This is a genomic window from Caballeronia sp. INML1, from assembly GCF_023631085.1.
Taxonomy (GTDB): domain Bacteria; phylum Pseudomonadota; class Gammaproteobacteria; order Burkholderiales; family Burkholderiaceae; genus Caballeronia; species Caballeronia turbans.
The window spans coordinates 160,751-179,918 of record NZ_JALQDT010000019.1; the positions used below are offsets into that span (position 1 = coordinate 160,751).

The following is a 19,168-nucleotide window of genomic DNA, read 5'->3' on the forward strand; positions in this document are numbered from 1 at the left end:
CCACGCGGGCGATTCCTTTCCGGACGCGTGACTCAGCGCATCGACATTAGTTGCCGACGCGCAGCGGGGGCGATTTTAAGTCGCAGGGGAAGGGGCAACAACGCGCGCAACGTCAAGTTCTGTCAAACATGAAATGCGTTGCGGATGTTTGGAAAGTCGCGAATGAAAACAAAAACGGCGGCTCGCAAGAGCCGCCGTTCGAGAAATGCAGGCAGGACCGGGTCAGTAATCCGCGTCCTCGATCCACGCCGCCTGGATCGCCTCCAGAATCTTCTCGTTGGATTTTTCCGGATCGTCGTCGAAACCGTCCAGTTCAGTAATCCAGCGATGCAGGTCAGTGAAACGCACATATTGGGGATCGATATCCTGATGCGCGTCGGTGAGTGCCATCGCGATCTCCTGAGTATCTGTCCACTTCATGGGCGAGCCTCCTGTCAGTGATTTTCTTTGGCGTGATTGATGGAGTACCGCGGGATCTCGATCACCAGATCCTCGTCGGCAGGCACCATTGCCTGACATGATAACCGCGATGTCGGTTCGAGACCCCACGCTTTGTCGAGCAGATCGTCCTCGTCCTCCTCGGACGGCTCGAGCGCGTTGAATCCTTCCCGGATGATGACGTGGCACGTCGTGCACGCGCACGATTTCTCGCAGGCGTGCTCGATCTCGATGCCGTGTTCCAGCAGGTTGTCGCAGATGCTCTTGCTCACGTCGGCGTCGATCACCGCACCGTCCGGACAGAGCTCCACGTGAGGCAGCACAACGATTTGAGGCATGGGGCTGATTTTCCGTAAATGCTTCTTTGTTCAATAACTGCGCGACGATCAGACGTCGTCGAGCTTGCGGCCCGCGAGCGCGCGGCGGATGCTCTTGTTCATGCGGCGCGCGGCGAACTCGTCGGTGCCGGTCGCGAGCGCTTTCGTGGCCTCTTCGATCTTCTCGACCGAATCGCCGTTCGCAAGCGCCGCAAGCGCGGTCACGAGCGTCAGGATCTCGGCGCGCTCTTCGTCGTCGAGCAGTTCGCCATCGGTCTCGAGCGCGGCGTGCGTCGCTTCGATGAGACGCTCCGCTTCGACCTGCGCCTCGCGCAACGCACGCGCGTGCATGTCCGTTTCGGCGGTCTTGAAGCTCTCTTCGAGCATGCGGGCGACTTCGTCGTCGGCAAGACCGTACGACGGCTTCACCACCACCGACGCCTCCACGCCCGACGCCTGCTCGCGCGCGAACACGGAAAGCAGGCCGTCCGCGTCCACCTGATAGGTCACACGAATGCGCGCGGCGCCGGCCGCCATCGGCGGAATGCCGCGCAGCTCGAAGCGCGCGAGCGAACGGCAGTCGGACACGAGCTCGCGCTCGCCCTGGACGACGTGAATCGCCATCGCGGTCTGGCCGTCCTTGAAGGTCGTGAAATCCTGCGCGCGCGCGGTGGGAATCGTCGAGTTGCGCGGGATGATCTTTTCGGTGAGGCCGCCCATCGTTTCGACGCCGAGCGACAGCGGAATCACGTCGAGCAGCAGCCAGTCGTCGCCTTCGCCCCGGCGGTTGCCGGCGAGCAGGTCGGCCTGGATCGCGGCGCCGAGCGCGACGACCTGATCCGGATCGAGATTGACGAGCGGCGGCTGGCCGAAGAACGCCTCGACCGCGCGGCGGATGACCGGCATGCGCGTCGCGCCGCCGACCAGCACGACGCCCTTGATGTCCTTGGGCGTGACCTTCGCGTCGCGCAGCGCTTTTTTCGTCGGCCCGAGCGTGCGCGCGACGAGCGATTCGGCCAGCGCGGCAAATTGCGCTTCGCTCACCGCCACGTCGATTTCGACGCCCGTGGAAAGCGTCGCCTGCACGCGCGTCTCGGGCACGTCCGAGAGCGCTTCCTTGGCCGAGCGCACGCGATCGAGCATGAGGCGCACGTCCTCCGGCACATCGAGCGTGACGCCCGCCTGCTCCAGCACATGGCGATACAGCGCGTGGTCGAAATCGTCACCGCCGAGGGCGGAATCGCCGCCCGCCGCGAGCACTTCGAAGACGCCTTTCGTGAGCTTCAGGATCGACAGGTCGAAGGTGCCGCCGCCGAGGTCGTAGACGGCGAAGAGGCCTTCGGAGCCGTTATCGAGACCGTAGGCGATCGCGGCCGCGGTCGGCTCGTTCAGGAGCCGCAGCACGTTCAGGCCGGCGAGCTTCGCCGCGTCCTTGGTCGCCTGCCGCTGGGCTTCGTCGAAATAGGCGGGCACCGTGATCACCGCGCCGACGATATCCTCGCCGAGCGTATCTTCCGCGCGGTGCCGCAGCGTCGCGAGAATTTCCGCCGATACTTCGACCGGGCTCTTCACGCCGTCGATCGTGCGGATCTGCACCATGCCGGGCGCGTCGATGAAATCGTACGGCGCGTTCTCCGCGCCCTCGACCTCGCTCTTGCCGCGGCCCATGAAGCGCTTGACCGATACGATCGTGTTGTGCGGATCGGTGACGGCTTCTTCCTTCGCGGTCCGGCCGATGCGCCGGCCGCCCTTCTCCAGATAGCGCACGACCGACGGCAGCAGCACATGGCCGTCCTCGTCCGGCAGCGCTTCGGGCACGCTGCTGCGCACGGCCGCGACGAGCGAGTTCGTCGTGCCGAGATCGATACCGACCGCCACGCGCCGTTGATGCGGCGCCGGCGCCATGCCGGGTTCTGAGATTTGCAGTAAAGCCATCTTTGGTCTTATGGGGTTGGGTGCGGCTGACTCGTCTTACGCGTGTTCCAGCCGTTCGATTTGCGTGCCGATTTCATGAGCCACGCGTTCGATGAACATCAACTGCCGTACCGCCTCGCCCGCGGCCTGATCGGAACCGCTGTCGATCAGCGCCTCGAGCTTCGTGAAACGCACGCGCTCTTCCTCACGCAATTCGTCGAGCAGCGCTTCGAGCGCGCCGATGTTCTTCGCGTTCGCGGCATCCTCGATATTTTCGCGCCATTCCATCTGCTGCATGAGGAAGGCGGGCTCCATCGCGGTGTTGTTCTCCGCGCCGACGTCGATGCCGCGCTGCGACAGCATATAGCGCGCGCGCCTGAGCGGATCGCGCAGCGTCTGATAGGCCTCGTTCGCGTGCGTGGCCCATTGCATCGCGATACGTTTCTGCGCGTCGCCCGCCGCGGCGAAACGATCCGGATGCACTTGCGCCTGCACGGTGCGATATGCGTCGTCGAGCTTCTGCGGATCGACGGCGAAGGTTCGCGGCAGATCGAAGAGATCGAAGTGACTGTCGGTGAGCGAGGCCATGCTATGTCTATGGTTTCAGTGTGCGAATGAAAAAGGCGGCACGCGCCGCCTCTTTTGCCGATACCGCCGGCGTGATTCGCGTCAAACGCGGAACGATTCGCCGCAGCCGCACTCGTCCTTCGCGTTCGGGTTGTTGAACTTGAAGCCTTCGTTCAGACCTTCGCGGGCGAAGTCCAGCTCGGTGCCGTCGAGATACGGAAGACTTTTCGGATCGATCACGATCTTCACGCCCGCCGTCTCGAACACGGTGTCTTCGGGCGCGAGTTCATCGACATATTCGAGCTTGTACGCCAGACCCGAACAGCCCGTCGTGCGCACGCCCAGCCGCAGGCCGACGCCCTTGCCGCGCCGCATCAGATACTTCTGCACGTGCTGTGCCGCTTTATCCGTCAACGTGATTGCCATAGTCTTCGCTTCTCTTCGCTTTACCGTGCTTCGCCGGCTCATCGCGGCGCCGCGCTCATGCGCGGCGCTCGCTTCAGTCGTTACGCCGCGTGCTGTTTCGCTTCCACTGCCTGCGCTTCGGGCGCCGCGACGCCATGACGCTGCTTGTAATCGGCAACCGCTGCCTTGATCGCGTCTTCCGCGAGAATCGAGCAGTGGATCTTCACAGGCGGCAGCGCCAGTTCCTCGGCGATCTGCGTGTTCTTGATCGTCAGTGCCTGATCCAGCGTCTTGCCCTTCACCCATTCGGTGACGAGCGAACTCGATGCGATCGCCGAGCCGCAGCCGTAGGTCTTGAACTTCGCGTCCTCGATCACGCCATCCGCGCCCACGCGGATCTGCAGCTTCATCACGTCGCCGCACGCCGGCGCGCCGACCATGCCGGTGCCGACGGTGTCGTCGTCCTTCGAGAACGAGCCAACGTTACGCGGGTTTTCGTAGTGGTCCAGAACCTTGTCGCTATAAGCCATGATTCAAACTCTCCTTTATTCGGTGACGCGCGTCGCTCAGTGCGCGGCCCACTGGATGGTCGAGATGTCGATGCCGTCCTTGTGCATTTCCCAGAGCGGCGACAGATCGCGCAGCTTTGCGATCTTGGTCTTCAGCAGGTTGATCACGTAGTCGACATCCTGCTCGGTGGTGAAGCGGCCGACCGTGAAGCGGATCGAGCTGTGCGCGAGTTCGTCGTTGCGACCGAGCGCACGCAGCACATACGACGGCTCCAGCGATGCCGACGTGCACGCCGATCCCGACGACACCGCGACATCCTTCACCGCCATGATCAGCGATTCACCCTCGACGAAATTGAAGCTGATATTGAGGTTGTGCGGCACACGGCGTTCCATGTCGCCGTTGACGTACACCTCTTCCATGTCCTTCAGGCCTCTCAGCAGACGGTCGCGCAACATGCGGATGCGCTCGTTTTCCGTTGCCATTTCTTCACGCGCGATGCGAAACGCCTCGCCCATGCCGACGATCTGATGCGTCGCGAGCGTGCCCGAACGCATGCCGCGCTCGTGACCGCCGCCGTGCATCTGCGCCTCGATGCGCACGCGCGGCTTGCGACGCACGTACAGCGCGCCGATGCCCTTCGGGCCGTACGTCTTGTGCGCCGAGAACGACATCAGGTCGACCTTGAGCTTTTGCAGGTCGATTTCGATCTTGCCGGTGGCCTGCGCCGCATCGACGTGGAAAATGATGCCCTTCTCACGCGTGATCTCGCCGATCGCCTCGATGTCCTGAATCACGCCGATCTCGTTGTTCACGCTCATCACCGAGACGAGGATCGTGTCCGGGCGGATCGCCGCCTTGAACTTGTCCAGATCGATGAGACCGTCGTCCTTCACGTCGAGATACGTGACTTCGTAACCTTCGCGCTCCAGCTCACGCGTGGTGTCGAGCACGGCCTTGTGCTCGGTCTTCACGGTGATGATGTGCTTGCCCTTGCTCTTGTAGAAGTGCGCGGCGCCCTTGATCGCGAGGTTGTCCGATTCCGTTGCACCCGACGTCCAGATGATTTCGCGCGGGTCGCAGTTGACGAGCGCCGCGACGTTCTCGCGCGCTTCCTCGACCGCACGCTCCGCATCCCAGCCGTACTGGTGGCTGCGCGAGGCCGGATTGCCGAACTGCTCGCGAAGATACGGGATCATCTTGTCCACCACGCGCGGATCGACGGGGGTCGTCGCGCTGTAGTCCATGTAAATGGGCAGGTGGGGAATATCGTTGTTCATCAGTCGCTCCGGGAAATCGGTCAAAGCTCTTGGCTGTGATGCTTCTATCTGCGCGCCCGGCTCTCGTGCCGGCGCAGCGTTCAATGTCATCCGGCCAGGTTGAAAATGGAATTCGGCCCCTTGGGCGCGACGCGCGCGGCCTCGACGCCAGCCGACTCGGCGCGCCGGTCGCGCAGGACCGCCGACGAACCTTCGCGTGCGCGCTGCTGGTCGACCAGATCCTTCAACGAGACGGAATCGAGATACTCGACCATCTTCTGGTTGAGCGTCGCCCAGAGCTCGTGCGTCATGCAGTGGCCGTCGTGCTGCTTCGTGCCTTCACACGTGCCCTTGCCGCCGCATTGCGTGGCGTCGATCGGCTCGTCGACCGCGATGATGATGTCGGCCACCGTGACGTTCTCCGCACGGCGCGCAAGGTTGTAACCGCCGCCCGGTCCGCGAACCGATTCGACGATCTCATGCCGCCGCAGCTTGCCGAAGAGCTGTTCGAGATATGAAAGCGAGATGCGCTGGCGCTGACTGATGCCTGCCAGCGTCACCGGGCCCTGCTCCTGGCGCAACGCCAGGTCGATCATCGCCGTTACGGCGAAACGGCCTTTCGTGGTGAGTCTCATAATTGGGGGCTACCGCTAATACTCGATGATTTTCGTCAAGTATAAATATCCCACAGTTTTAGTCAAGTATCCCGGACGAGATAAGTAGCTTTTTAATTGGTTTTTTCGCACTCGCACGGAGGGCCGTCGGGCGATGGCCGTCAAGCCGTCAATTGGGCACGCAAGGCGTTCAGCAAACCTTGGCACGCGTTCTCGCACTGATCGAGCACTTTTTCGAAACCATCTTCGCCGCCGAAATAGGGATCGACGACGACGCGGCTGTCATCGCCTGTGGCGAACTCCATGAGCAGGCGGATCTTGCCGCGATGTTCGGGCGGGCAGATCGCCGTCAAGGCGGCGGCGTTGGCGTCGTCCATGACGATGAACAGATCGAAACGCGCGAAATCGGCGGCGGCGACCTGACGTCCGCGCAGTGTCGAGAGATCGTAGCCGCGCTTCTTCGCGGCCTTCTGGGCGCGCTCGTCGGGCGGCTCGCCGATGTGCCAGTCGCCCGTGCCGGCCGAATCGACGACGATCCGCCCGACCAGCTTCGCGCGCTCGACGAGATCACGCATCACCGCTTCGGCGCTGGGCGAGCGGCAGATGTTGCCGAGACAGACGAAGCAGATCGCGATCGAGTTCATCTAAAGCCGGAAAGAGTCGTGACGCCCGGCGACGTCGCCGAGGCAAGCCGCCGGAATGCGTGCGCGATTATACAAAGTGGCACACTTTCCCGCCCAATCGGGCGGTGCGGAACGCATTCATTGCTCGTCGCGATGGATGTCGTGTGTGATGAAACGCGATTCGCCGTTAGGCATGTCGAGCCAGTCGCGATGCGCAAGCGTGCGGCGCATATCGGCGAGACCGCTTTCCCAGTGTTCCCGCATCGTCGAGAGGCCGAACTGGTAGTCCTTGTAATGGCCCTCGTATTCCTTTTGCCGGTAGATCAGATGAACGATGTTGTAGCGCTTCGAGCACGCCAGTTCGGCGGCAAGCCTGCACCATTCATCATTCTTGCGAACCTCTTCGGGCACGAGGTCGAGCACGTGCTGCAGGACATTGCGGTAGCGCTGCGAGCGCTGCATCTGATCCGTGACGAGGCGCGTGCGGCTCGAAAACTGCACGTCCTTCACGCGTCCCATGACATCGACGATGCTGTCCGGCACCGGCCCGCGCGCGCTCCACAGATCGACCTGGAAGGCGAGCGTGTCGCGCCGCGGCGTTGCCTGCGCGATCTCGTAGAGCGGCGTGTTCGACATGAGGCCGCCGTCCCAGTAGAACTGGCCATCGATCTCGACTGCGGCGAAACCCGGCGGCAAGGCGCCCGATGCGATGAAATGCTCGGCGCGCAACTCGACCTGCGTGTTGTCGAAATAGGCGAAATTGCCCGTCGCGACGTTCACGGCGCCGACCGAGACGCGGGTCTCGCCGGAGTTGATGCGATCGAAATCGCAAAGACGCTCGAGCGTGGCCTTGAGCGGCGTCGTGTCGTAGTAGCTCGCGGTTTGCGGCGAGCTCGACGCGATCGGCGACGGCGGCGGAAAGCGCGGAACGAAAAAACCCTTCTGCCCTTCGACGACCGCGCCGAATGCCTGCATCGCGGTGAACGCCTTGCGAATCTCATCGGCGGAATCGAAAAGCGCGCGCTCGACGAAGGCTGGCAAAGGAAAACCGTATGCCGGCTGACAGATCGTCTCCCAGAATTCCAGGAGACGCGTCACGCGATGCTCCGGCGCATTACCCGCGATGATCGCCGTGTTGAGCGAGCCGATCGAGATGCCGGCGATCCAGTTCGGATGAATATCCGCCTCGTGGAGCCCTTGATAGACGCCCGCCTGATAGGCGCCGAGCGCGCCTCCGCCCTGCAGCATCAGCGCGATCGTCTCGTAGGGCGGCAAGTGGATGCGGGACGGCGCGCGTTCCACGACGGATGCGGACGCGGCATCGTTCGTTGGTTTCCTGGCATTGCCCCGACGTAGCGTGTCTTCGTTCTCGATTTCCGACATTGCCCGTCGTCTCCCTTATTGCATGAACCAGCCGTGGCTCACGACGAACGATTGCCCCGTCAGCGCCGCCGTTTCGAACGCGGACAGAAAGAGCACGGTCTGCGCGACGTCCTCGACGGTCGTGAACACGCCGTCCACGGTGCCGCCCAGCATCACGCGCTTGACGACTTCCTCTTCGCTGATCTTCAGTTCCTTCGCCTGCTCGGGAATCTGCTTGTCGACGAGCGGCGTGCGCACGAAGCCCGGACAGACGACGTGCGAACGCACGTTATGCTTCGCGCCCTCCTTGGCGAGCACGCGCGCGAGGCCGAGCAAGCCGTGCTTCGCGGTGACATACGCCGACTTGAGCGGCGACGCCTCGTGCGAATGCACGGAACCCATGTAGATCACGACGCCGCCGCGATCGTCCTTGTACATGTGTCTCAGCGCGGCTTTGGTGGTGAGGAACGCGCCATCGACATGAATGGCCATCATCTTCTTCCAGTCGGCGTATGCGTAGTTTTCGATCGGATTGACGATCTGGATGCCCGCATTCGACACAAGGATGTCCACCGAGCCGAGTTCCGACGCGACGCGATCGATGCCCTGATTGACCGCGTCTTCGTTCGTCACGTCCATCGCGATACCGATGGCCTTGCCGCCGTTGCCGCGAATTTCCGCGGCAACGGCGTCGGCGCCCGCCTGATTCAGGTCTGCGATGGCAACCGCAGCGCCCGCGCCCGCGAGCGTGAATGCGATCGCCCGGCCGATGCCGCTCGCCGCGCCCGTCACGACCGCGGTTTTGCCGTCGAGCTTTCCGTTTGATGACATGCGAACCTCCTATCCAGTGGAAGACATCAGAAATGACAACATCCATCGGCACGACCATCAAGCTGGCCGTTCGGCATAGGAAAACGCCTGCGAAACATGAGAATGCCTATGCCGTTCGGTCGACTGTTCATGAATGTCCGGGAGCGACTATTGTGCATGAAGGATGCAGTGCGCCGCAGCGTAAGCGGGGCGTCACGACTCGTGCGCCGGGCGGCGTCGGCTAGAATAGGCTCCCTTCCCCGCCCCTTTTCATTCCGGTTTTTTTCGCGCCCCGCGCAGGCCTCTTGTCATGCTCAGTTATCGTCACGCCTTTCATGCGGGCAATCACGCCGATGTGCTGAAACACGCAATCGTCATTCAGATGCTTCGCCATCTCGGCATGAAGGAAAAATCGTATTGGTATATCGACACGCACGCCGGCGCCGGCGTCTACTCGCTCACTGAAGGCTTCGCGACGAAAAACGCGGAGTTCCAAACGGGGATCGGGAAACTTCGGGATCGGGACGACCTGCCGCCGCTCCTCGCCGACTACGTCGATGAAGTCAATGCACTGAATCCCGACGGTGGCCTGCAGTTTTATCCCGGCTCGCCCTATCTCGCCTGGCGCACGATGCGCGAGCAGGATCGCATGCGGCTTTTCGAGTTGCACAGCACGGAGATCGACGTGCTGCGCCACAATTTCCGGGACGCCGGCCGGCGCGCGATGATCTATGAAGGCGACGGCTTCGACGGCATCAAGGCGCTCCTGCCGCCACCGCCGCGCCGCGCGCTCGTGCTGATCGACCCGTCATATGAGGACAAGCGCGACTACGCTCGGACGCTCACGTGTCTCGAGGAGAACATCAAGCGCTTTGCGACAGGGACATACGCGGTCTGGTATCCGATCGTCACGCGCATCGAGTCGCAGCGCTTCGCCGATCAGTTGAAGGCCATCCAGCCGAAGGGTTGGCTGCATGCCGCCTTGATTGTGAAAAAACCGCCGACGGACGGCTTCGGCCTCTTCGGCAGCGGCATGTTCGTGATCAATCCGCCGTACACGCTGGCGAAAGAATTGAAGGGTGCACTGCCCTATCTCGTCAACGCGCTCGGCGAGGACGAGCACGCGTCGTTCAAGCTGGAGCATCGCGCGGACTGAACCGGGCGATCGTCAGGGACGAGGCGTGCGCGGAACGCGTGGGCGGGGGCTTCCCCCGGGCGGCGCGGGCACAGTGCTCTGCCCGGTCGAGTACTCGACGTAGGGCGAAACCACGATCGGCGGCTCCGCTTCCTGCGGCGGCCCGGGCAATGTTGCCATCGGCACCATGCCGGGACCGCCGAGCGGTCCGCTCTGAAGCACGGTTCCGCTCACGCCGCTATGGATGCCTGTTTGCGTATCGAGCACGAGAGGCTCGCCGCCTGGCTTGGCGAACGTCGATTGCGAGCCGAGCAACGCCGCGGCGAGCACGCCGCAAACCCATGCGGCTCTTGCGACGCGATCCTGAATGCGAATATTCGTCGTGTTGATGTGGCCTGGCATCGCGCGCTCTTTTATGTAGACGAAACTGCTTTACCTTACCCCGGTGGCAAGCTTTAGGCTAGGCGTTCCGACTCATATGCAGTTCGCAATCGCCCTCTTCACAGGAGATACGATGAAATCAAAACGAATCGCGCTTGCCATCTTCACCGCCCTCTCTAGCGCATGCGCGATAGCACAGCCCGCCGCGCCGTCGAGCGATGCGATGCCCGGCATGAACATGGAACAGCACGCGCCGAAGCCCACGGACGTCTCGTCGACCGCCGCCTTCCAGGCCGCCGATCAGAAAATGATGTCGGGCATGACTGGCGTCGAGTACACGGGAGACGCCGACCGCGATTTCGTCGCGCACATGATTCCGCATCATCAGGGTGCGGTGGAAATGGCGAAGGTCGAATTGAAGTACGGCAAGGACGCGAAGCTCCGCAAGCTGGCGAAAGACATCATCGCCGCGCAGGAAAAGGAAATCGCGTTCATGAAGCAGTGGGTGGAGCAGCACCCGACGAAGCATTGAACTCTGCGACGCGCATCGAGCAGAAAAGCAAAAGCCCCGCAATGCGGGGCTTTCCAACTTTCACGTTGGCGTTTTTCCACGCCAGAACGGAACGCTTACGCGTTATAGCCGTTCGTTTCGAGCGATCGGATACGCTGTTCGAGCTGGACGATGTCCGTGGATTGAGCAAGGTACGCTTCACGGCGACGCTGCTCGGCGGCTTCGAACCAAAAGCTCAGTTTTTCGATCAGGAATGCAAACATGGTGTTCTCCAAGGTCTTTAAAAGATCCCTGGCATTTTCTGGTCAGGGATTACCCGCACTAGGGAATACCCGGATTATAGAGGAGAACGTCCGCGCCCGGGTAGTGAAATGCTTGAATACTGTGCATTCAGTTTCGGAATGGTGCAGTGTAAATTATTGCCTAAGGTTCTGATTTTTCGGACAATTACCAGGTCTTGAAAATCAGGCGCCTATTTACGCACCGAATTGGTGCGTCTACTGCGACAGATTGTCCAAGATCGGGCAGTCCGGTCGTGTATCGCCGTGGCAGTGGGCCGCCAAGTGCGACAGCGTGTCGCGCATTTCCGTCAATTCGGCGATTCGCCGGTCCAGTTCCGCGACATGTTCCAGTGCGATCGACTTCACTTCGGCGCTCGCCCGCGAGCGGTCCTGCCATAAAGCAAGTAGCTTACGGATGTCCTCGACGAGAAAGCCAAGCCGGCGCGCCTGTCGTACAAAGCGCAGCGCATGCACCTCCTGATCACCGTACACGCGATATCCCGACGACGTCCGCCCGACCGGATTCAGCAAGCCGACACTCTCGTAGTAGCGGATCATCTTCGCCGTCACGCCCGAGGCACGGGCCGCTTCACCGATGTTCATGTTCGCTCCTGAAAAAATGTCATCCCGACTCTACACCTTCCCATGATGGGAAGGTATACGATGACGTTGATCCAGGCTTTTTAAAGAGGAAATCGCAATGACCGAGTTCGAAGTTCAGGGCATGAGTTGCCAGCACTGCGTCGCGGCCGTCACGCGCTCAATCCAGGAAATCGATCCGCAGGCGCAGGTTCGCGTCGATCTGGAGCGCGGCACGGTCGCCGTCGAGTCCGGGCAGTCGAACGACGCGCTGAGGGAAGCCATCGACGGGGCCGGCTATACCGTCGTCGGCGTCGCGTCGGCATGAGAAGGAGCGAGGATTTCACCGTCGCGCTCATCGGCGCGTCCGGATTGCTGGGACGCGCCATCGCCGGCGAACTGGCAAGCGCGACCGGCGCGAGACAATGGCGCATCGTGCGCACGGCCCACAGCCGCGCCGACGCACAGAACGCGCAACTCGATCTGCTCGACCGAGACGCCGTGTCCGCCTTCTTTCGTGAGTTCGCGCCCGATGCAATCGTGGTGGCGGCGGCGGAACGGCGTCCGGACATCTGCGAAAACGATCCGGCGCGTGCACGCGCACTGAACGTCGATGCGTTGAGCGTGATCGCGAGCGAAGCGCGCGCGCTCAGTGCGTGGGTCCTGTCGATCTCGACCGATTACGTGTTCGATGGCACCGCCCCGCCCTATTTCCCCGACGATGCGCCCGCGCCGCTCAACGCCTACGGACAGAGCAAGCTGGACGGCGAACGCGCGTTGCTCGCGAGCGACCCGGCGTCCTGCGTGCTGCGCCTGCCGCTGCTTTATGGTCCGTTCACGGACTGGAACGAATCGGCCGTGACGAGCCTCACGCCCGCCATCGTCAAATCAGCCGATCCGGCGAGCCCGCCCGCGTCGATGGACGCCTGGGCGACGCGCTATCCGACTTTCACGCCCGATGTCGCCGCGGTGATTCGCGGCATGCTCGAACATCACGCGAAAGGCGCGACGATCTCCGGCATCACGCAATGGTCCGGCGACGAACCGATGACGAAGTTCGACATCGCCCAACGCATCGCGCGGGCATTGAAAGTGGACGCAAAACTCGTCGCGCAACGCACGCCTGCTGACACGACGCCGCGCCCGCGCGACTGTCATCTCGATTCCGGCCGGCTGGATGCGCTGGGCATCGGCCGGCGTACGCCGTTCGATAGCGCGATTGCCAGACTGCTCGAGAACTATCCGGGCATGCTGGATCAGTGAAAATCGCGGCTGGGGGCGGCGAGGCGGCCGAGCAGCGCGCTATGGTCTTCGAGCCGTTGCGCCACGAGATGACGCACGTCGCCGTCCATTTGCCAGACGCCGTGCACGCCGAGCAGCGACGCCCCTAGCAGCACTTTGCGCTGTTTCTCGACGAGGCCCGGCCAGACGATCACGTTGATCGCACCGGTTTCGTCCTCGATCGACACGAAGATCGTGCCGTTCGCCGTGCCTGGCCTTTGCCGCACCGTCACGATGCCGCACGCCCGCACGACGCGTCCGTTTCTGATTTCCGCGAGTTCGGCGGCGGTCTTGAAACGCAGGCGCGCAAGCTTGCCGCGCAACAGCGCGAGCGGATGACGATTGAGCGTGAGTCCGAGACTCGCGTAGTCGTCGACGATTTCGCGGCCTTCCGATGCTTCCGGCAGCATGAGCGGCGTCTCGCTCATCGGCGCATCGCGCAGCAATTCCGGCGCGCGCTGTTGCGCCGTGACCGCCCACCACGCCTGACGCCGATGCCCCGCGATGCTCGCGAGCGCATTGGCCGCCGCGAGCGCTTCGAGTTCGCGTCGCGACAAGGCGGCACGGCGCGTGAGATCGTCGACATCGACGAAGGGCGCCTGCGCGCGCGCTGCCATGATCCGCTCGGCCGCCGCTTGCGGAAGACCCTTGATCAGTTGCAGGCCGATCCGCACGCCCGGCCCTTTCGCGCCGTATTGCCGTCCATCCAGCTCGACGCGCTTTCTAAAGCTGCGCGCCGCTCGTCGCACGGTCTTCCGAAACACGCGATCCGACGCGGCCGCGCCATAGAACTGCTGACGCCGCCGCTCCTTGCCGGCATCGAACACGACGCGCTCGCCGTTACCGGACCGCGCTTCCAGCACCGATTCCCAATCGCTCAGGGAAACATCGGGCGCGAACACCGGCACGCCGTGACGCCGTGCGTCCTGCACGAGTTGCGACGGCGAATAGAACCCGAGCGGCTGGCTGTTCAGCAAACCGGCCAGAAACGCGGCGGGCTCGTAACGCTTGATCCACGCGCTGAAATAAACAAGCAGCGCGAAGCTCGCCGAGTGACTCTCCGGAAAGCCATATTCGCCGAATCCCTCGATCTGCTTGCACACACGCGCGGCGAAATCGTGCTCGTAGCCGCGCGCAAGCATCTTCTTCATGAGATCGGCCTGATATTTCTCCAGATGACTGCCGCGACGCCACGCGGCCATCGCCCGGCGCAATTGATCGGCCTGTTCCGCCGTGTAGCCCGCCGCAACCATCGCGAGCTTCATCACCTGCTCCTGAAAGATCGGCACGCCGAGCGTGCGGCCGAGCACCGGCCGTAGCTCCTCTTTCGGATACTCCTCCTCTTCCAGTCCCTGTTTGCGGCGCAGATACGGATGCACCATGCCGCCCTGGATCGGGCCGGGCCGCACGATCGCCACTTCGATCACGAGGTCGTAGTACTTCTGCGGCCGCAAGCGCGGCAGCATGCTTTGCTGTGCGCGCGATTCGATCTGAAACACGCCGATGGTGTCCGCGCGGCAGCACATCTCGTAGACGGCCTTGTCCTCGCGGCGAATATGCGACAGCCCGAAACCCGGCACGCCGCGCCGCAGCGCGACGAATTCGAGGGCGCGCCGGATCGCCGACAGCATGCCGAGCGCGAGCACGTCCACTTTCAGGAGCTTCAGCTGATCGATGTCGTCCTTGTCCCACTGAATCACGCAGCGGTCTTTCATCGCGGCGTTTTCGATCGGCACGAGCCGCGACAAGCGTTCCCGCGCGATCACGAAACCGCCGACGTGCTGCGACAGATGCCGCGGAAAGCCTCGCAGCTCGCGCGTCAAACGGATGAGATGCTTCGTGACGTGGGAATCGTCGCTGAAGCCCGCTTCCCTGAGATAACCCGCCACCGCGGACGGTCCGTCCCACCACTGCTGCGACTTCCCGATGCGCTCGATCAGCGACGCATCGAGCCCGAGCGCCTTGCCGACATCCTTCAGCGCGCTGCGCGTGTGATACGTGATGAGCGACGCCGCCAGCGACGCGCGATGCCGCCCATACTTCTGATAGATGTACTGGATGACTTCCTCGCGCCGCTGGTGCTCGAAATCGACGTCGATATCGGGCGGCTCGTTGCGCGCTTGCGAGATGAAGCGCTCGATCAACAAGCCCATCCGGACCGGATCGAGTTCGGTGATGAACAGGCAATAGCAAATGATCGAGTTCGCCGCCGAGCCTCGCCCCTGACACAAAATGCCCTTGCTGCGCGCAAAGGCGACGATGTCATAGACAGTCAGGAAGTACTTCTCGTATTCCAGTCTGGCGACGAGCGCCAGCTCTTTATCAATGAGACCGATCGTCTCGGCATCCATGCCGTTCGGCCAGCGTTGCAGCGCGCCCGCGATCACGCGTTTGCGCAGATAGCTCGCGGGCGTCTCGCCGGGCGGCACCAGCTCTTCGGGGTATTCGTATTTGAGTTCCTCGAGATTGAAGGTGCAGCGGGCCGCCACCTTCAGCGTTTCCCGGATCGCCTCTTTTGGATACAGCGCGCCGATGCGCAACCGCGTGCGCAGATGTCGCTCCGCGTTCGCTTCGAGCGCGTAGCCGCATTCGGCAAGAGGCCGGTTCAGGCGGATCGCGGTCAGCGTGTCCTGCAAAGGCTTGCGGGAGCGCGCGTGCATCAGCGCGCCGCTCGCCGCGACGAGCGGCAATCCGCTCGCTTCGGCGATCACACGACAGGAAGCAAGACGCTCGTCGTCGCTACCGTCCTGCCAGAGCTCAAGCGCGAGCCACGCACGGCTCGCGGCAAAGCCGGCCAGCCAGTGCGCGCGGTCGAGCGTATCGGCGAGCGTCGCCGATCTCTGCGGCACGAGAATCAGGATGCAATCCGGCAAGTGCTTCAGATGCGCAATATCGCCGCGCAGATCCGCCGCGTTGGATGACGCGGCGGGGTCCGTGAAGTCCTCCGGGCCTATCTTGTAACTGCCCTTGGGCGAACGAGCGCGCGCGTGCGAAATGAGCTCCGACAGGTTGCCGTAGCCCGCCCGATTCGTCGCAAGCGCGATGAGCGTGCAGAACGGCTCGCCGTCGGCATCGGTGAGATGCAGTTCGCTGCCGATGATCAGTTTCAGATCCTGCTTTTTGGGCGGCGGCTCGCCTGCAAGCTGCGCGGCTTCGGCGTCGGCGCGCGCCTTCGCTTCGATGTCCTTGATCGCGGCATGTGCACGCACGACGCCCGCGAGCGAGCATTCGTCCGTGATCGCGAGCGCGGTATAGCCGTGCTCGAGCGCTGCCGCGGCCAGTTCCTGCGGATGCGATGCGCCGCGCAGAAACGAAAAGTTGCTAAGGCAATGCAGTTCGGCATAACCGGGCAACAGCGCCGAGGCCGACATCGCGCCGAGAACCGCGGCCTTGTCGTCGCCTTCGTCATCTTCATCCAGGCCGATGATGTCGTTCAAATCATCCACGGCGGCATCATCCGAAAAAACCGTGCAGGAACCAACTGCCGGTGAGACGTTCGCGATAAAGCCAGAACATGCGGCCGCGATCGTCGGCGGCGACGTAGTAATCGCGCTGGACACCATTGCCGTCCCACCATCCCGCCTCGATGCGCTCGGTCCGGCTGATCAGCTTCAGCGGGCGTCGGTAAAACGGGCGCTCGTTGCGCAAGATCAGCTTTTGCGGTGTCTCGAGTATCCACGACGGGCGCGGCTGCGAGGGAACGGCCCGATCGGGAAGCTCGAGCGGCCCGCCGGATTCGGTTTGCGCCTCGGTTTGCGCCTCGGTTTGCGCGTCGGTTTGCGCCTCGGGTTCGGTTTCGGTCGGCGTATCTGCTTTTGCCGCTTGCGTCTTTGACGATTTCTTCCCGCGCTTCGGCTTCGTCTCGCTTGCAGGCTTATAAGCTTCGACCGTCATCGCCGCTTCGGGCCGATGATCGTCTCGCGCGACCAGCTGCACGACGTTCTCGGCGCCGAGCCGCGCGCTCAGACGTTCGAGCAGTTGCGCCATCGATTCGCTGTCGGAACCGGGCATCGGAAACAAGGTCTCGGCCGGCGGCGCATGCTCGCTGACCTTGTCGGCAAGAAGCTTCATCTCGATCACGGGCGCTGCGAGCGTCGTCTGATTCAGTTTCTCGCGCAGCAGCCAGAGGATGTGATCGGCTTCGCGCGTCGGCACGGCCCAGGCTACCTTGAATGTCGACGTTTTCGGCGCGTGACGGGCAGCCAGCTCGTGCTCGAGCAAGAGCGAAAATTCACTGACCGCCGCATGATGCGCGCTCAGCCAGCCGGCGAGTTGCAACACAAGCCGGCGGGCGGCGAACAGCAACGCCTCGGCGCTTTCCACGCGCGCCTGCAATTCGAGCCGAGCCTCGAACGACGCCCGCGCGCAGAACGCCTCGCGCGGATCGGGTGCCTGTCCATATGCTTGCGCGAGCCATTGCAGGATGCCCTGACCGAACCGTCGCGCGACGCCCTTGCGCGGCAGACGACGCAAATCGGCGAGCGTTGCGCAGCCGATCTGCTCGAACACGTTGCCGTGCGAATGCGCCGACGGGATGAGCGATACGGGCAACGCATCGAGCACATGGACGAGCGTCGTCTCTTTCACGATGCGTACGCGCCGCGTAACACGACGCGTGCGCGCGTGAGCCAGCAGCCATGCGCCCCACGCCGTCGGCGCGCAGCCCATGCGCGAGGTGAAACCGCATCCTTTTACCGTCGATGTCACCTTGGACAGCAACGCGCGCAAGCCGCCGAAGAGCCGCATGCTCGCGCCAACTTCGAGCAGCACCGTATTCGCATGGGCCAGCACGACTTTGGGCGAAAACGCGAGCAACGCCAGCGCAACAGCTTCGAGCGCGTTTTGCTCTTCACGCATGTCGATGGCGAGCAGCGTCAGTTGCGGCGCCAGCGCGAACGCATGCGAGCGCGTGCTGCCGGGCCGCACGCCGAGCCGAAACGCGACGAGATCGGGCATCAGGATGCGCGCGTGATCCGCGAGCGCGAAGCATGGCTGATCGATATCGCTGGCGCGAATGTCATTCGGCGTCGATGTTGCTCCAGGCGAGATCGAATTCCCCGATGTCGAGGGCATCGAGGGCGGCCTGACTGCTTCGAGCGATAAAAGCGGCAATGTCACCGCTATCCACAACATGTTTGACCTCTCGTGCTTTCCTTGCCTGATGCGCACGACGAATATGTTCGGGCAGAGCAGGCATCTGCAGCGGCAAGCTCAACCGCAGCGGCTTGCCCAACAGTGGGCCACGCCGCTTGATGATGTCGATTTCGAGCATGACGGCTTGCATCCATTCGCGACGGTTCATCGTCTGTGCGCTGGCGGGGAGTATCGGTTTGCAGACCATGCGCAATGGCGCGGCGGATGATTGCTTCGCCGCTTTGAGCGGGCGGAACAGGAACGCCAGCGACTGCGCTTCCTGAGCGGCGACTTGCAGCCTCCGCAGTGCTTCCGGACGCACTTGAGGCAGCCAGATCAGCACAGCGCCGATGCCTTCCTGCTTCAGCGACTGCTCTGCGGCCCAGAGCACCTGATCTTCGGGCGCCTTGACCCAGACCAGTTTATCGACCGCGATTTTCATCGCCCGAAGCGCGGCCAGATTGGGCTTCCACGGTGGCGCGATGAAGATGACGGAGCGATCTTTGCCCACTGTCAGTTCTCGAAGCGTGCGCGCGAGCAATCTGATTTCGCCCACGCCGCTCTCTTCGATCAGTAACTCGGTGACTGTGCCGGGCATCCAGCCTGCGCCGGGCAAGGCCAGATCAAGCGTCCGGAATCCGCTCGAGATGATGTTCGACTCGGGATCGTTGATCGGACTGCCCTGCCAGATCTGACGCTGCAGATGCGATGTCAGCCCGATGTCGAGCAATGAAAGTGCTGCACCCATGAGTTTTCCCCGTCCAGCGCGAATGCAAGGGCCTGCTCACGGTGCGAGCACTCGGCGGTCTTTGGTTTTACTGTATATTTATACAGTATTTTTTTGAGGGCGGGTAAACATCTGGAGGTGCCGAAGGCTCGTTTACGAAGCACAAGGGCGAAGAATAAGACAGGAAATTGCGATGGGATTACCAGCGTTTTCGCGTTTCCAAACGCAAAAACCCCACCTTTGCGGGGTGGGGTTTTTGTTTATCGCATGAGGAGCCTGACGATTACCTACTTTCACACGGGTATCCGCACTATCATCGGC

21 protein-coding genes are annotated in these 19,168 nt (G+C 62.8%); 4 read left to right on the forward strand and 17 right to left on the reverse strand.

Going from position 1 to position 19,168, the window contains the following annotated elements:
- Positions 1-222 precede the first annotated feature (222 nt).
- The 11 genes from iscX to NCR38_RS08095 form a co-directional block, all read right to left on the reverse strand.
- Entirely contained in the window at positions 223-420 is a 198-nt protein-coding gene (gene iscX / locus NCR38_RS08045; protein ID WP_061121077.1) for a Fe-S cluster assembly protein IscX, read from the reverse strand.
- 14 nt (positions 421-434) lie between these two features.
- Complete coding sequence (fdx, locus tag NCR38_RS08050; RefSeq protein ID WP_061121076.1) at positions 435-776, reverse strand: ISC system 2Fe-2S type ferredoxin; 342 nt, start codon at positions 774-776, stop codon at positions 435-437.
- 48 nt (positions 777-824) lie between these two features.
- On the reverse strand, positions 825-2,690 hold the full coding sequence (hscA, locus tag NCR38_RS08055; RefSeq protein WP_061121075.1) for a Fe-S protein assembly chaperone HscA: 1,866 nt from the start codon (positions 2,688-2,690) through the stop codon (positions 825-827).
- A gap of 36 nt (positions 2,691-2,726) precedes the next feature.
- Positions 2,727-3,257, reverse strand: coding sequence for a Fe-S protein assembly co-chaperone HscB (gene hscB / locus NCR38_RS08060; RefSeq protein WP_061121074.1), 531 nt, complete (start codon positions 3,255-3,257; stop codon positions 2,727-2,729).
- Positions 3,258-3,338: 81 nt separating this feature from the next.
- Positions 3,339-3,662, reverse strand: a complete 324-nt coding sequence (gene iscA / locus NCR38_RS08065; RefSeq protein ID WP_061121073.1) for an iron-sulfur cluster assembly protein IscA — start codon at positions 3,660-3,662, stop codon at positions 3,339-3,341.
- Positions 3,663-3,742: 80 nt separating this feature from the next.
- On the reverse strand, positions 3,743-4,171 hold the full coding sequence (gene iscU, locus NCR38_RS08070; RefSeq protein WP_061121072.1) for a Fe-S cluster assembly scaffold IscU: 429 nt from the start codon (positions 4,169-4,171) through the stop codon (positions 3,743-3,745).
- Between the two features lie 36 nt (positions 4,172-4,207).
- Positions 4,208-5,431 carry an IscS subfamily cysteine desulfurase gene (locus tag NCR38_RS08075; RefSeq protein WP_061121071.1) on the reverse strand — a complete coding sequence of 408 codons (1,224 nt, stop codon included), beginning with the start codon at positions 5,429-5,431 and terminating at the stop codon, positions 4,208-4,210.
- Positions 5,432-5,517: 86 nt separating this feature from the next.
- Positions 5,518-6,045 carry a Fe-S cluster assembly transcriptional regulator IscR gene (iscR, locus tag NCR38_RS08080; RefSeq protein ID WP_061121070.1) on the reverse strand — a complete coding sequence of 176 codons (528 nt, stop codon included), beginning with the start codon at positions 6,043-6,045 and terminating at the stop codon, positions 5,518-5,520.
- 140 nt (positions 6,046-6,185) lie between these two features.
- Entirely contained in the window at positions 6,186-6,668 is a 483-nt protein-coding gene (locus NCR38_RS08085) for a low molecular weight protein-tyrosine-phosphatase (RefSeq protein ID WP_250476764.1), read from the reverse strand.
- Positions 6,669-6,785: 117 nt separating this feature from the next.
- Positions 6,786-8,030, reverse strand: coding sequence for a patatin-like phospholipase family protein (locus tag NCR38_RS08090; RefSeq protein WP_250476765.1), 1,245 nt, complete (start codon positions 8,028-8,030; stop codon positions 6,786-6,788).
- A 15-nt stretch (positions 8,031-8,045) separates the two neighbouring features.
- Entirely contained in the window at positions 8,046-8,840 is a 795-nt protein-coding gene (locus NCR38_RS08095; protein WP_061121067.1) for a 3-hydroxybutyrate dehydrogenase, read from the reverse strand.
- 289 nt (positions 8,841-9,129) lie between these two features.
- Here NCR38_RS08095 and NCR38_RS08100 point away from each other — a divergent pair, with 289 nt between their 5' ends.
- Positions 9,130-9,975 (forward strand): 23S rRNA (adenine(2030)-N(6))-methyltransferase RlmJ, encoded by an 846-nt coding sequence (locus tag NCR38_RS08100; RefSeq protein ID WP_250476766.1) that lies wholly within the window; start codon positions 9,130-9,132, stop codon positions 9,973-9,975.
- A 12-nt stretch (positions 9,976-9,987) separates the two neighbouring features.
- Here NCR38_RS08100 and NCR38_RS08105 read toward each other — a convergent pair whose 3' ends face one another.
- Positions 9,988-10,356 (reverse strand): hypothetical protein, encoded by a 369-nt coding sequence (locus NCR38_RS08105; protein ID WP_250476767.1) that lies wholly within the window; start codon positions 10,354-10,356, stop codon positions 9,988-9,990.
- Positions 10,357-10,468: 112 nt separating this feature from the next.
- Here NCR38_RS08105 and NCR38_RS08110 point away from each other — a divergent pair, with 112 nt between their 5' ends.
- Positions 10,469-10,867, forward strand: coding sequence for a DUF305 domain-containing protein (locus NCR38_RS08110; protein WP_061121064.1), 399 nt, complete (start codon positions 10,469-10,471; stop codon positions 10,865-10,867).
- A 95-nt stretch (positions 10,868-10,962) separates the two neighbouring features.
- Here NCR38_RS08110 and NCR38_RS08115 read toward each other — a convergent pair whose 3' ends face one another.
- Positions 10,963-11,109, reverse strand: a complete 147-nt coding sequence (locus NCR38_RS08115) for a DUF3563 family protein (protein ID WP_075644455.1) — start codon at positions 11,107-11,109, stop codon at positions 10,963-10,965.
- A gap of 234 nt (positions 11,110-11,343) precedes the next feature.
- A complete protein-coding gene (gene cueR / locus NCR38_RS08120; RefSeq protein WP_061121063.1) occupies positions 11,344-11,730 on the reverse strand; it encodes a Cu(I)-responsive transcriptional regulator in 387 nt (128 codons plus the stop codon).
- A gap of 97 nt (positions 11,731-11,827) precedes the next feature.
- On the opposite strand from cueR, the gene NCR38_RS08125 reads away from it, so the two are divergent.
- Together NCR38_RS08125 and NCR38_RS08130 are read left to right on the forward strand one after the other, a co-directional pair.
- Complete coding sequence (locus NCR38_RS08125) at positions 11,828-12,034, forward strand: heavy-metal-associated domain-containing protein (RefSeq protein WP_250476768.1); 207 nt, start codon at positions 11,828-11,830, stop codon at positions 12,032-12,034.
- Positions 12,031-12,969, forward strand: coding sequence for an SDR family oxidoreductase (locus NCR38_RS08130; protein ID WP_250476769.1), 939 nt, complete (start codon positions 12,031-12,033; stop codon positions 12,967-12,969). The genes NCR38_RS08125 and NCR38_RS08130 overlap by 4 nt, the downstream gene beginning before the upstream one ends.
- On the opposite strand, the gene NCR38_RS08135 is transcribed toward NCR38_RS08130, so the two are convergent.
- The 3 genes from NCR38_RS08135 to imuA all read right to left on the reverse strand — a co-directional run bounded on the left by NCR38_RS08135 (position 12,963) and on the right by imuA (position 18,868).
- Positions 12,963-16,358, reverse strand: coding sequence for an error-prone DNA polymerase (locus tag NCR38_RS08135; protein ID WP_250476776.1), 3,396 nt, complete (start codon positions 16,356-16,358; stop codon positions 12,963-12,965). The genes NCR38_RS08130 and NCR38_RS08135 overlap by 7 nt on opposite strands.
- 82 nt (positions 16,359-16,440) lie before the next feature.
- Positions 16,441-18,060, reverse strand: a complete 1,620-nt coding sequence (locus tag NCR38_RS08140; RefSeq protein WP_250476770.1) for a DNA polymerase Y family protein — start codon at positions 18,058-18,060, stop codon at positions 16,441-16,443.
- The gene (gene imuA / locus NCR38_RS08145; protein ID WP_250476771.1) at positions 18,005-18,868 is read right to left on the reverse strand and encodes a translesion DNA synthesis-associated protein ImuA; all 864 of its coding nucleotides are present in this window, start codon (positions 18,866-18,868) and stop codon (positions 18,005-18,007) included. Before imuA ends, NCR38_RS08140 begins: the two co-directional genes overlap by 56 nt.
- Positions 18,869-19,168: the final 300 nt, after the last annotated feature.